Source organism: Clostridium psychrophilum, from assembly GCF_018861705.1.
In the GTDB taxonomy this organism is placed as follows: domain Bacteria; phylum Bacillota; class Clostridia; order Clostridiales; family Clostridiaceae; genus Clostridium_AD; species Clostridium_AD psychrophilum.
Window position 1 is genome coordinate 1 of the sequence record NZ_JAHLEC010000087.1, and the last position, 14,267, is coordinate 14,267.

At 28.0% G+C, this 14,267-nt stretch carries 13 protein-coding genes; 7 read left to right on the forward strand and 6 right to left on the reverse strand.

Going from position 1 to position 14,267, the window contains the following annotated elements:
* Positions 1-117: 117 nt before the first annotated feature.
* From galU to KPL38_RS14580, 3 genes are all read right to left on the reverse strand, one after another.
* On the reverse strand, positions 118-1,038 hold the full coding sequence (gene galU / locus KPL38_RS14570; protein WP_216289875.1) for a UTP--glucose-1-phosphate uridylyltransferase GalU: 921 nt from the start codon (positions 1,036-1,038) through the stop codon (positions 118-120).
* 67 nt (positions 1,039-1,105) lie between these two features.
* Positions 1,106-1,735 carry a TetR/AcrR family transcriptional regulator gene (locus KPL38_RS14575; protein WP_216289876.1) on the reverse strand — a complete coding sequence of 210 codons (630 nt, stop codon included), beginning with the start codon at positions 1,733-1,735 and terminating at the stop codon, positions 1,106-1,108.
* Positions 1,736-1,816: 81 nt separating this feature from the next.
* On the reverse strand, positions 1,817-3,091 hold the full coding sequence (locus KPL38_RS14580) for a methyl-accepting chemotaxis protein (protein ID WP_216289877.1): 1,275 nt from the start codon (positions 3,089-3,091) through the stop codon (positions 1,817-1,819).
* 847 nt (positions 3,092-3,938) lie between these two features.
* On the opposite strand from KPL38_RS14580, the gene KPL38_RS14585 reads away from it, so the two are divergent.
* From KPL38_RS14585 to KPL38_RS14615, 7 genes are all read left to right on the forward strand, one after another.
* Positions 3,939-5,504: a PTS transporter subunit EIIC gene (locus KPL38_RS14585; RefSeq protein WP_216289878.1), complete on the forward strand. Its 1,566-nt coding sequence runs from the start codon at positions 3,939-3,941 to the stop codon at positions 5,502-5,504.
* A gap of 240 nt (positions 5,505-5,744) precedes the next feature.
* Complete coding sequence (locus tag KPL38_RS14590; RefSeq protein WP_216289879.1) at positions 5,745-7,070, forward strand: 6-phospho-alpha-glucosidase; 1,326 nt, start codon at positions 5,745-5,747, stop codon at positions 7,068-7,070.
* 209 nt (positions 7,071-7,279) lie between these two features.
* On the forward strand, positions 7,280-8,035 hold the full coding sequence (locus tag KPL38_RS14595; RefSeq protein ID WP_216289880.1) for a MurR/RpiR family transcriptional regulator: 756 nt from the start codon (positions 7,280-7,282) through the stop codon (positions 8,033-8,035).
* A 234-nt stretch (positions 8,036-8,269) separates the two neighbouring features.
* A complete protein-coding gene (locus KPL38_RS14600) occupies positions 8,270-8,806 on the forward strand; it encodes a PTS sugar transporter subunit IIA (RefSeq protein ID WP_216289881.1) in 537 nt (178 codons plus the stop codon).
* A 222-nt stretch (positions 8,807-9,028) separates the two neighbouring features.
* Positions 9,029-9,235, forward strand: coding sequence for a hypothetical protein (locus KPL38_RS14605; RefSeq protein ID WP_246577982.1), 207 nt, complete (start codon positions 9,029-9,031; stop codon positions 9,233-9,235).
* Positions 9,236-9,991: 756 nt separating this feature from the next.
* Positions 9,992-10,195, forward strand: a complete 204-nt coding sequence (locus KPL38_RS14610; RefSeq protein WP_216289882.1) for a YncE family protein — start codon at positions 9,992-9,994, stop codon at positions 10,193-10,195.
* 81 nt (positions 10,196-10,276) lie between these two features.
* Positions 10,277-10,699 (forward strand): flavodoxin family protein, encoded by a 423-nt coding sequence (locus KPL38_RS14615; RefSeq protein ID WP_216289883.1) that lies wholly within the window; start codon positions 10,277-10,279, stop codon positions 10,697-10,699.
* A gap of 223 nt (positions 10,700-10,922) precedes the next feature.
* Here the strand turns inward: KPL38_RS14615 and KPL38_RS14620 are convergent, their stop codons facing one another.
* The 3 genes from KPL38_RS14620 to KPL38_RS14630 all read right to left on the reverse strand — a co-directional run bounded on the left by KPL38_RS14620 (position 10,923) and on the right by KPL38_RS14630 (position 13,455).
* Positions 10,923-11,522: a recombinase family protein gene (locus tag KPL38_RS14620; RefSeq protein WP_216289884.1), complete on the reverse strand. Its 600-nt coding sequence runs from the start codon at positions 11,520-11,522 to the stop codon at positions 10,923-10,925.
* 242 nt (positions 11,523-11,764) lie between these two features.
* The gene (locus KPL38_RS14625; RefSeq protein ID WP_216289885.1) at positions 11,765-12,259 is read right to left on the reverse strand and encodes a hypothetical protein; all 495 of its coding nucleotides are present in this window, start codon (positions 12,257-12,259) and stop codon (positions 11,765-11,767) included.
* A gap of 335 nt (positions 12,260-12,594) precedes the next feature.
* Complete coding sequence (locus KPL38_RS14630; RefSeq protein ID WP_216289886.1) at positions 12,595-13,455, reverse strand: YitT family protein; 861 nt, start codon at positions 13,453-13,455, stop codon at positions 12,595-12,597.
* Between the last annotated feature and the right edge of the window lie 812 nt (positions 13,456-14,267).

Below are 14,267 nucleotides of genomic sequence, written 5' to 3' on the forward strand. Positions count from 1 at the left end.
ATTTTTGCAAAACATAGTAATCCTCCTCTACGTACTGATTTTGATATTATTATATCATAATTACTACGTTTGGAAGTAATTACAAGCTTTTTGTGGGATAATCATAATATTTATAAATTATAAATGTTTTTCTTTGCCAATAGCTACTTCTTCATATAGGCCACTAAAGTTATCATCATTTTTTAAAGTCTGAAGATATTTCATAAATGGAACTTTTAAAGCATCTCTTTTTAAAGTAAACTCTACTGTAGCCTTAAGAAAACCTAATTTATTTCCAACGTCATATCTACGTCCTTCAAATACATATGCATACATATCTTGTCGTTTAATTAATGTTTTTAGAGCATCAGTTAACTGAATTTCGTTGCCAATGCCAGGTAGCGTTTGATCTAATATATCAAATATATCTGGAGTTATTATGTATCTGCCAAGTATAGCTATATTTGATGGCGCATTGTCCACTTTAGGCTTTTCAACTAGGTTATTTACCTTGTATACTTTATCACTAATTTGAACTCCATCAACAATGCCATATTTATCAACATTTTCGGGGGCTACCTTTTGAACCCCTAGGATTGTAGTATTCTTTTTTTCATAACAATCCATAAGTTGTTTTAAACAGGGGGTTTTAGCATCAACTATATCATCACCGAGCATTACAGCAAAAGGTTCATTATCTACAAAAGTTCTTGCACAATTTATAGCATCCCCAAGTCCTTTTGGTTCTTTTTGTCTTATAAAATATATATTTACCATGTTTGATATACTTCTAACCTGTTTAAGAAGATCATTTTTATGCTTATTTTCGAGTTCTAGCTCAAGTTCTACTGATTTATCAAAGTGATCTTCAATAGACTTTTTATTTCTTCCTGTAATAATTAATATTTTTTCTATGCCAGAAGCAACAGCTTCCTCTACAATATATTGAATTGTAGGCTTATCAACTATAGGCAACATTTCTTTAGGTAGTGCCTTTGTTGCGGGTAAAAACCTTGTTCCAAGTCCTGCTGCTGGTATAATAACTTTTTTAACTTTCATATAATATATCTCCTAACACTAATTCAAATAGTTTTTACGATGTGTTAATGATAGTTTCTAATTACAACTAATGAAGTTTATCAGAGTCGATATCATTAATTTCTTGCCTTTTTACTCCATTAAATAACACTTCCAAAAATACATTCATCCTATTCCCCCCATCGGCAGGTAGATTTTCAATATACAAATCGAACAGCATACTTCTTGCAATGCCTAAAATAGTACTGGAAATTTGTTTAACTTCATCTTCGGTATACTGCTTAAATTCTTTATTTAAAATCCCATGTTTAATTATTTCCTTAATTAATTCATTTTCTTCTGTGTCATAGCTTGTCCTTATTTTGGTCTTTAGCTCAATGTTATCTTTTAGTTCATATCGTATAATGTCGTATAGAGCTGCATATTTTTTTATTTCAGAACTATATTCAAGTAAATATTTTCTGAGTTTATCTTCCGCTCTTTTTTCTTTATTTATAACTTCTTTTGAGCTTTTCACTATATCTTTAGCAAGTGTTTCCATTACAATAAGAAAAATTTCTTCTTTATTGGCGTAATAATAGTAGATTGTGCTTTTTCCTTTTCTAACTGATCTAGCTATATCTTCCATTGATGTTTTTTTCAAACCCCATTTTTTGAAAAGGATGGATGCTGATTCAATTATTGTTTCTCTTATTATTTGTTCTTTATTATTTTTCATTCTTTTCCCAGTCAACCTTTCTTAATTTTGGTCGTTTAGACTAAAATCGTTTTATAGTACATAGTATAGATCATACCATGATTATTTGTCAACTTCTGAAGCGCTAGATAACATTTCCTTAGAATTATAATTTATGCTTTCAAAAGCTTTAATAACTTTATTTACAGATTCGTTACTGGTACCCGCTGAAATTTGAAGTCCATTAATTTCTTTAGATACTTCTCCTATTTTGTTTTTGATATCCCCTAATATATTAGAAATCTTAAGATTAGAACTTTGTGATTCCTCAGCTAATTTTCTAACCTCATCAGCAACCACGGAGAAACCTTTGCCTTGATCACCAGCTCTTGCTGCTTCGATAGCTGCATTCAATGCTAATAAATTTATTTGTTTACTTATAGCAGTTACATCCACTAATATACTTTCAATATTATTGGCTTTTAAATTTAGGCTATTAGTAATTAGAACTACCCCCTCAACGCTCGAGGCTACTTTTCCCATTTCATCTGACAGAAAAGTAATATTATTACCACACTCATCTGCCATAGAAAGCGTATTTTCGGATAAAGAGCGCATAGCACTTGACCTTGTTGATACATTTTTTATATATTGAGTTTCCGTATCTATTTCCTTATTTACTCCACCTATTAATTTAGTTTGAGATTCAACATTTAAATTTATTTCTTTAAAACCAGACGCTAATTCCTCAGAAATTTTACCGGAAGCATTTACATTTTCCTGCAATTTCTTGCTGAAGGCAACGAAATTGCTAATAGAAAGTTGAAGTTTTACTAATACATTTTCAACAATTTTTTTAGAAGTCTGGATTTCATTCATTTTCATATCTACTTGTTTATTTAGTCTTTGTGTAGCACCTATTTGGATAAAGAACAAAATAATTATAACAATAAAAACCATAAGTACAATACCTAAACCTGTGAGGTCATTAAACGTACCAAACATTTTTCCAGCATCTGAAAAATAACCATATAACAAAGTACTAATTATTAAAATTGCTGAAAGTATTATTGTTTTATAGCACTGATATAATGATATTGCCACCATAACTACAAAAGCAATTAAAAAGCCGTTAAGATCATGAAACATAAGTACAAATAAAAAATGGGTAATACACAATCCAATGGTGGCTATATATTTTAAATTGTATTCAATTCTTTTTTTCCAAACACAAAAGCTTAAAAATACACTTATACCAACTAGTATCGGTGCAATAATAAGTAGACCTTTTTTATCAACCCCAGCTAATGATGAAAAACCAATGTATATTATTGACATTATCCACATTATTTCTGCCATAAGTATGTTTCTTTTTCTTAATATTTCTAAATTATTCAAAGCAATTCTCCTTCTGATATTATTTTATTTTTGTATATAATATAAAGGCTAATATTCTTCATAAAACCATATTTTCCTTTATATTGTATATATATTATTGATTTATAGTGATATGATAATTTTTATTATAACTTATAACTTATAACTTATAACTTATATGGATTCTTGATTGGGCTGAAATTTGCACAAATGAAAAATGGTATCTTTCAATTAAACCGATATTTTTAGAAGAATACAAAAAGGACTGTTGATAAACGCTATTTAATCTATGAGGAATCCTTATTGGACATTTGAAGCAGTTAGTCAATTAGATGAAGATATAGAATGGCCTATTCAATATAATTGAAGTAATAAAGTAAATAAAAATGGATTTTAGAAGAACAAACTTCTAATTAAAACTAAAATTAATACAACTATAAAACCGTAACAAGATTTGTGAAAATGCAAATATTGTTATGGCTTTATTTTTTTCGGAGGCCTCAATGTATAACATTTCAGATGATGTGTAGTGTTTATTAATTTCTAATAGAAAGTAATTTTATGTATAGAAACTGTTTGCTGTATAGGCTTAAAAAGTTAATATTGTATAAAAAAAACAGGTTATCAATTGACTTAACCTGTTTTTAAAGGGGGCATTTCTATTTAAATTATTACAAAAATTTGTTAGAGTGTAACTAATAACAAATTAATAAAACATTAAAAGAGAGGAGTTAAGAATCTACGAACTAAGTAATTATAAATTAACTTTGTAGTTGTCTTAAATTAAAGAGTGGGAAGAAATTTCGTATAAAAAGTAAATGATTACATTGAGAAAATTAACAGTAAAAGTAAAAAGGAGGATTTATAGATGAAAGAAAAGATAGTAAATGGAATGCAAATTTTTGCAAGAGCTATAGTTGTTCCAGTATTATTCTTACCGATAATTGGTATAATTATTGCGCTATCTTCTATTTTAAGCAATCCAACAATTGTTGGAGATGGTAGTTCACTAATAGATGTTGGAAAATATATTGCAAGTGGTCTTTGGCCAATTATGAATAATCTGGGTATCCTCTTCTGTGTTGGTATAGCTATGGGAATGGCAAAAGATAAAAAAGCAGAAGCAGCCCTTGTGGCAGTGCTTGCATTCTTAATATTTTTAGGAGCTAATAATGAGTGGCTTGCGTTAACAGGGAAATTAGTAAGTTACAAGGCGACTTCAGATTTATATGGCACAGGTCAAACTATAATTTTGGGATTTCAGGTAATTGATATGGGAGTTTTTTTAGGGATAATTCTTGGTGTAGTTGTAGCACTTGTTCATAATAAATTTAGTAATAAAGAATTTCCCGGTGCATTTGCATTTTATGGAAACACAAAATTAGTCCTTTTAGTTTTAGTACCTATTTTATTAATTCTTGGTATAGCATTTAGCTACATTTGGCCCGTTATTGCAATAGGCATTAGTGGTTTAACTGGTTTTATAAATATATCAGGTTATGTTGGTGTATTCTTATATGGATTTTTAAATAGAGTGTTAATTCCAACCGGATTACATCACTTAATATGGACTCCATTTTCTTACTCTAATATAGGTGGAACATTAGCGGTTGGTGGGAAAACGGTATTTGGAGCTTATAATATATTTTTAGCACAGTTAACTGATCCATCAATAAAAGTATTTGATCCTTCATCAAAATATTTACAGTATGGTATGGTCAAAATGTTTGGGCTTGTAGGAGCAGCTTTAGCATTTTATAAAACAGCTAAGCCAGAAAATAAAGTTAAATTAAAGGCTATTTTAATACCTGCAGTAGCAACATCCGTTTTGGTTGGTATTACAGAACCCTTAGAATTTACGTTCTTATTCGTAGCACCAGCTTTATGGGTAGCTTACTCAGTATTTGATGGAATATTTCAAGTAATTGTTGTAGCACTTGGAGTTAGAACTTATGCAGCTGGAGGTATTATAGATTTCTTGACATATAATTTACCAGCAGGAATGGGAAGGACTAGATGGCCTATTGCTGTAGGTGTAGGTGTAGTTGAACTAGTAGCATTTTACTTTTTATTTAAGTTTATAATTATTAAATTTAATTTAAAAACTCCAGGTAGAGAAGATAGTGAAGTAAAATTATATACTAAAAAAGATTATAAAGATAAAGCTAGCAAAAGTTCAGTAGTTAAAACCGATAGTTCTGATTTAGCATCAGTAATAGTCGAAGCACTTGGTGGAAAGAAAAATATAGAAACTGTAGATAATTGTTTTTCTCGCTTAAGAGTGAAGATAACAGATGCAGGTAAAGTTGATGAGATAGCGTTAAAATCAACTGGGGCTTTAGGGGTAATAAAAAATGGGAATAACATTCAAGCTATATATGGGCCTAAAGTAAGCGGAGTAAGAAGTGCTGTTGACAAGTATCTATCTCTTTAAGGAAGTTATGTTAAATCATCTCCTACGGAGCTGCAATATTAACAACTTTGGAAGCAGATTTAGACTGCTACCAAAGTGATTTTCCTAGGCTAGACAACTGCCACTTATAGAAGAGGGCAGACTTGAAGCTTCCCAAATGTTGTTTAATGTTCAAAAAGGTCAATACTGTGAACTGGTGAACAATTAGAATATAATTTACCATTCATAGATTATATATAAAATTAGAAAGAAGGTATAATAATGAAAAAATTTTCAGTAACAATAGCTGGTGGTGGAAGCACATTTACACCAGGAATAATATTAATGCTTTTAGACAACTTAGATAGGTTCCCTATAAGAAAATTAAAATTATACGATAATGATAAGGAAAGACAAGCAATAGTTGCTGGTGCATGCGAAGTTGTTTTGAAGGAGAAAGCACCAGATATTGAATTTTGTGCAACAACAGATACCAAAGAAGCATTTACAGATATAGACTTTGTTATGGCGCATATAAGAGTAGGTAAATATGCAATGCGTGAATTAGATGAGAAAATCCCATTAGAGTATAATGTGCTTGGGCAAGAGACTTGTGGTCCAGGAGGAATTTCTTATGGTATGAGATCCATTGGTGGAGTTATTGAAATACTTGATTATATGGAGAAATATTCACCAAGTGCATGGATGTTAAACTACTCAAATCCAGCTGCAATAGTTGCAGAAGCAACTAGAAAATTAAGGCCTAATTCGAAAATATTAAATATATGTGATATGCCAATAGGCATAGAAGTACGAATGGCTGAAATTTTAGGACTAAAGTCCAGGAAAGAAATGAAAACTCGCTATTATGGTCTTAATCATTTTGGATGGTGGACAGACATACGTGATAATGATGGAAATGACTTAATGCCTAAATTAAAAGAACATGTTGCTAAACATGGTTATATAATGGATAAAGGAGGTACTCAAGAAACTGAAGCAAGTTGGTATGATACCTTCTCGAAAGCAAAAGATGTATATGCATTAGACCCAGATACATTACCTAATACGTATTTAAAATATTATTTGTTTCAGGATTATGTTGTTAAACATTCAGATAAAAAATATACAAGAGCAAATGAAGTAATTGATGGAAGAGAAAAGTTTGTCTTTGGTGAGTGTAGGAAAGTTATTAAGCAACAATCTACAAAAGGATGTGCCTTGAAGGTAGATGATCATGCATCTTATATTGTTGATTTGGCAACAGCTATAGCATACAATTCACAGGCAAGAATGTTTTTAATTGTAGAGAATAATGGAGCTATTGAAAACTTTGATTCAACTGCTATGGTTGAAATACCTTGTATAGTTGGAAGCAATGGACCAGAACCATTAGTAGTAGGAAAAATACCTCAATTTCAGAAGGGATTAATGGAGCAACAAGTTTCTGTAGAAAAATTAGTAGTTGAAGCTTGGGCAGAAAAATCATATTTAAAATTATGGCAAGCTATTACACTTTCTAAAACCGTACCTAGTGCATCTGTTGCTAAGAATATTTTAGATGATTTAATCAAGGTAAACAAAGAATATTGGCCTCAATTAAAATAATTTTTAAAGTTGAGACTACTAAATATAGATTTTAGATCTATATTTAGCAGTCTCTTTTTTATTTTTGATTAGTTTAAGATAGCAAAAATACATAAATATAAATCAATGGTTTTATTAACCTATCTTGTCGAATATAAGGTATAATATAGTAGTGAATTAATACAATAAATTAAATAAATTATATACTATTTATAGTAGGTGGGAAATACATGAATTTAGACATTAGCAAAATGGTTGATAAATATCAGTTAAGTAAAACAGAAGAAAATATATTGATTTATATTATAAATAATATAGAGAACGTTAAAGATATAGGGGTAAGGGGTATAGCCAAGGAAAATTATACGTCAACTACTACCATTATGAATTTAGCAAAAAAACTAGGGTATTCGGGATTTTTAGATATGTATTATAACTTGAATTTTACATTGAAGGATAAAAAATCTCATTTATCAGGCCAAAATAACAATAAATATTATGGAGTAGACTTAGAAGAATTATTAGCTTTAACAGAATCTGAAGAAATTAGTGATTTTATAAATTTATTAATCGAGAATAAAGGTGAAGTCATATATACCTGCGGTCAAGGATTTTCAGAACCTATTGCAAGATATATTACTAGAAAATTATTAGTTCTTGGGTTTAATTGTATTTACTCTGAATCATATGAAAGCTATGATGTAAATGCAATTAAAGCAAAGTTATTTATAAGTGTTTCTAAATCAGGAGAAACGGATTTTTTAGTGAACGTTTCTAAATCGGCTAAAAAAAATGGAATAAAAATAGTTTCCTTTACAGGAGATGTAGATAACACATTAGCTAAAATATCAGATATAAACTTTAAATTATATGATATGAATACTTTGGATGATCGTAATAAAGTAGCTACTTCTTTTTATGCGAATATTATAATGTTATTTGAATTTTTAATAGGTTTATATTTAGAAAAAAACAAGCAAAATTGAGTTAGATACAAAAATACAATATTATATAGATTACGAAATTTATATAATATTTGTCTTGCTATTTTTTATTGTATAGTTATAGTGAACACATGTTATTTTTATGAAACACCTGTTTTTTTTAGTAGTGAAAAGGTTTAAATTTATTGGAATTATTAATATAATAGTAATATAAAGAAGTTTAAATATTTAATTTAGCACAAGTTTATTATATTAGATGATATTGGAGGGTGAAAAATGTTTAATAAAATTAAGGCTTTTATGTTTAATGACCAATCAGAGATCCATAAAGAAAATGTACAGGAAGTTCAGAAAAGCAAAGAAAAGAGTGAAATATTTATAATTCCTATTTCAGGAGAGATTATAAATTTAGATGACGTGGCAGATGAAGTATTTTCTCAAAGAATGATGGGTGATGGGTTTGCTATAGAGCCTGAAAATGGAGTGCTATTTTCGCCAGTTGATGGAATAATTACATCTGTATTTCCTACCAAACATGCTATTACAATAAGAAGTAATTGCGGAGTTGATATTTTAATTCATTTTGGATTGGATACTGTTAATTTAAAGGGAGAAGGATTTAATGTTTATGTGGAACAAGGCAATTCAGTAAGTGCAGGAGATAAGTTATTAGAAGTTAACATTGAAGAAATAAAGGATAAGGTACCATCTATTGTTGTACTTATAGTTTTCATTGAACTTAACGGAAAAAAATTCAGTTATAATCTTGGACAGGTTAAAGCTAAGGATAAAAATGTGGTAATTATAAAATAGTTTGTTGTTATAATTTAAACATATTTTTTAAATCTAAAGAAGTTATTTAACTATAAAGGATATATATATTAAAAGTATTTAATATTGTATTTGAAATATGTAGTGAAATAGCATGTTATAATCCATTAGTTTGAATTCTGCTATAGCGCTATAATAATATTAATTTACGGGAAGGAGCTGTAATAATGAATAATATAATTGTTGCATTGAAACTACTCTATTTTGATACTAAAAATGAGGATACTTGCTGACCCTATGGATGCCTTTTGTAGAATAGCTTGTGATGAAGGACATCCTATAACTATGGAGGGACTTTTCGCAATGGGGCAAGAATATAGAGACAACCAATGCAAGAGCACAAATGGTGGAAGTCCTAACCCATATGATTCATTTGAAAATACGTATGAAACATTCCTAAATTCATTATAAGCTGTTAATTAAATTTCATAACTTAATTACAAAAGTATCAATCTAATAATTTGTATGTTTAATTTTGGAGAAATAAATTACATAGGTACTATTTATTTATGCAATTTTAATAATTGTACCATAATATATAAATATCATACCTTTTACTTGCCTTTCATATATCCTTTTAGATATAGAAATGTAGATAATAAGCCTGCTTTTTCTTTAATTAACAAAATATTATTTTTTAATGAAATTTTACTATTATCTTTATGATCATTTTACAACTCTGTATTTATTTTTATATTTTTCCCTATAGTTTGAAATTTTATAGAATGTTTTTTTAATTCTGTTTCAAGTCTAGTTACTTTTCTTTAAAGTTTTGATTGCTTTTCTAATAATTGACTTAGCATATCTTTTATTTCATTGTCCAATGTTCTCACCTCGTCATTTTAATTATATCATATTATATTAACTATAATATGATAGTTAAACTACTTAATCATGAAAAAATAAGAAACAAAAGCAATTTGTTTTATATGAATAATTATCAGACTCTTATTAACAATTTTGATGGAAATATTACAATTGTAAATATAACTAGTCTCGAAGAAACTAAGATATTAAAAAGGATATAGAGGAATTTAACAAAGATTTGTGGAATTAGGTTTAGTGAGCAAAGTTCATTAAAACAATACAATATATTGTCTAAAATGTTAATTTTATATAAAAGGTACTTATAATGAGAAAAAATCAATTGGTGAACGAGTAAATGGAATGTTTAATTCTCCAGAGTTTGCAATAGCATATGGTGACAGGCTGTATGTGTGTGATATGGGAAATTTGAGAATTTGTATAGTAGATTTGAATACAAATGAGGTAAAGAATTATCTTAAATTTAATGAGCACACGTGGGAATATTATCAGATTGATGGAAAAGAAATTGTTAGGTTAGATTCAGAAATTTATATTTTAGATTAAGGCAGCATTATTATAAGTCTATATTATACTGTTGAAATTTATGAAAACTATAATCGACAACATAAAAAGGGAGACGATATTGTGAATTATAAAGTTGTTTATTTTACAAGAACGGGTAATAGCAAGAGGGTAGCTGAAAAGATAGCTAATGAACTTTCTTGTGATACTATACAAATCACAGATGATATGAATTGGAAGGGTATATTAGGATTTATAAAAGGCGGATATTATGCTTCAAAGAACAAGCATGTTGATATAGAAATTCATGGGAATTTAAATATTGCTGATGAATTTATTGTTGTTACCCCATTATGGGCTGGAAGGGAAGTCCCTGCAATTAAAACTTTTTTAAAAACCATTGCATTAGATAAGATTTATTTAGTTGTAACTTCTAGTGGTAGTAATATAAAAGATCGTTCAGGGTTTAAATCAGTTAGTGATATAGTAAAAAACAAAAAGAATGAAGATGCCATTATTGATAATCTTGTAAGCAGTTTATCATAGTTTAATATTACTCGTTATAGTGATAAAAAGTGTAAATAATACATTAGAACCTTTTAGTATATATATTAAATATAGTAGGACTACATTCCTTTCAAGGTAATTTAAAGAAATGTAGTCCTATTAATGATTTATTATGTTTAAAAAAAACCAAATTTATTCAGCATACTAAATATTATATGTAAACCTGTGATATTTTAAAAAACTATCATTTTAAGAACCTTTCTTATATTTGATATTCTTTTATATCTCTATATAATGTAGCGCGGCTTATGTTTAACAATTTTGCAAATTTAACACCTGTTAATTCTCTGTTTTTCCACTTGATATAATATTTTTTAAAGTTTTTAGGTAGACTTCTAGTAGATCTACCTGCCTCAACGTCATTGTCCTTAACAGTTTTTAGTTCTTCTATAACTTTACCTTGTAGTTTTTCTTTCTCTTTACATGCTATATAAGATAACAAGCTAATGAGCATAGTTTTTATAGTAGAGTCTAATTTATTGTCTCCTGTACTTACCAAAGGGGTATCAAGTATTTTCACTTTTATGTTTTGCTCAAAAAAGTATTGTAGTTCCTTAGGTGTATCCATGATATTACAGTCTAGTCTATCAAGTTCTTTAATTATAAGTGTGTCTCCTTGTTTAATTATTTCTTTTAATGCTTTATACTGTGGTCTTTCAAAATTTTTACTATTTGCTATATCTTCGAAAGTAGCTGTATATTCAATGTTATTATATACAGAATATTGTTTTAGAGCTTCATGTTGCTTATCTGCGTTTTGCTCTTTGGTGTTAGCTCTTATATATGCATATATATTATTCATCTTTACAACTCCCATGAATTATTTACCCTGGACTTATTGTAATGTGTATCATAAAACATATCAAACTACATGAAACACTTTTACAACCTATTAGGTTGGTTTATATAGTTTATTATCTTTCTTTATCCATGTATCATATAACTGTAGTTTTTTGATGAAATAAATGTCGTGGCCACCCTTAAATGAGTTAATATATTGCTGTAAAACGGGATATTACATGGGGAAATAGGAAAATACACTTCTTACCAATTATAGCGAAAAGTATAAAAAATATCACCTAAATAGCTAGTGCAACCATAATCAATCAATACATTTTCATTATTGTAAATTCCCCAAGAGCTTGTAGAAATTATATCTTCAGCATCGAGCATAAAATTTTGTGCTAATTTGATTATATCAGCATAGGATTCTTTTTCTGGACGGATTGTTTTAAGATCTATATATTTGTTTTTTATTATACTTGAAATTGGGATTGCTCTTCTCATTATGATTCGAGTAGGTTCAAACCATACTATGTGGCATAGGTATTTTATCAAATTTGGTGTAGCATGAGTATAAACATGATTTTCTATTCTATTTTGATAGCTGCCATCATCAATTTTTGCTACTTTAATTACATAATATTTATTAATAGAATATACCTCTCTAGATATACCTTCACCTAAAAATGGATATTTTTTAGCAATTTCTTCATTACTTAGATTACATATATTTTTAAACAGATTTGTGTCATCCATAATATAAAAGCTCCTTTTAATATATGATATTTGAAAACAAAGGAATTGGTACTTACTAATTTGTATAAATGAAGGGTTAATATGTCTATATACTTTTGTAAAAAGTGATTTATGATGTTTTTTTTGCTCAATATAATAATATGTAATATTGAATAGATTTTTAATACGTTAAAGGAGAAAAAATGATTTCTGTCCAATACAGAAATCATTTTCTAACGGCTTAATACTTTATTATAGTGAATTTTATACAGCAAAAGGCACCCTTTAAAAAAGATGCCTTTGTGGTTTTAATTATAATAGTTTTAGAGTTTACCATGTGATGAGCAATTTTTAAATTAAATCATATGCCTATAGCCTTTTCCTTCTACTTCTGACGCATCAGCAATAGTTAAAAAGGCTCTATCATCAATAGTTTTAACTATTTTTTTTAATTCTGGTAATTGTGATAGAGGTATTATGCAGTAGAGTATTTTTTTCTGCTTTTTTGTGTAAGCACCTTCTCCATAAATATTAGTAACACCTCTATTTAATTGTGTCATTATTATATTTGCAATTTCCTCTTCTTTTTCAGTAATAATAAAGACCAGTTTTTTTTGACCTAATCCTTTTATTACATTGTCTAGTACAAGAGAAGTAATGAACATAGCAATTAATGTGTACAATGCAGTAGGAAGACCAAATATAAAGCTGCTGACTGAAACAATTAATAAATTCACAATAAAATTAATTTTCCCTATATTAAAATTGGTATACTTTTTTTTAATGACCATGGAAACTATATCTAAACCACCAGTTGAGCCATGGTGAGCAAACACAAGACCATAGCCAAGTCCACAAACTACACCACCATACAAACAATAAAGTAAATTATCATTTATATGTAAAATGTTAGCTACAGGATGTGTAAAAATCAAAGAAAGAGATAAAGTTACTGTACCAATAATGGAATTAATAGTAAATTTATTATTGAGCTTAAATCCACTTAATATGAATAAAGGAATATTTAGTAGTAGTATTGTATAACCAGCTTGTACTTTGAATAAATATTGAAAAATAAGAGCTATGCCAGTAGTACCACCGCTTAGGAGCTTGGAATGTATTAAAAACATATTTATTCCAATAGACCCTATGAAGCTTCCAAATATAATAAATGAAACGTCTATAAGATTATCTTTATTAAAAATTTTCATATCCATATTATTTGTCCTTTGTTTTATAAAATTTATTTTTATTTGTATTTATTGTTTTATACAACCTATTTAATATTCCTGTATAGTTTGCGTAGTTAACTGTTACATTAGGTATTGTTGATATTGGGTTCCCGTTTAACCCTCATATTTATAATTCGACAAAGTATTATTAAATCCTTTAATAAACGAATTATATAGTTCATTTATTTTAATAAATGAATGAAATATTTTTTATTTGCCACTGCTTTTTTGAAACTCTTTGCTAGATATATAACATTTTTATTAAAAACCAATAACGCATTTTTTCATAAAAAATTTAAACGAATTCCTAATCTAAACTTAGTATTCCATATTAATCAGATTTCTTGCAAAAATAAAAGGAAAATAAAAGTATGATGGGAATATGGATATATATGAGTATTTAACAAATATTGTGAATTAAATTTTCACGACATTTAGTTTATTTATATTTATTATATTAAGTGATTTTCATAGTATAATTAACAAAACATATTTAATTTTGCATATAGAACTTATAGTGCAAATAGTTTAATTAAGTAAATATTTATGTCTTAATCGTAGAACATTACAAAATGAATATTTTAAACACAATTACTGAGAATATCAAATGGACTTTTTACATTTAAACAATAATGGAGGGTAAATATGAGTAATTCAATTAAGTCTGGAATAGTAAATGACATTAATAATATTATGATTATCCCACAAAAAGCTTGTAATTACTTCCAAACGTAGTAATTATGATATAATAATATCAAAATCAGTACGTAGAGGAGGATTACTATGTTTTGCAAAAA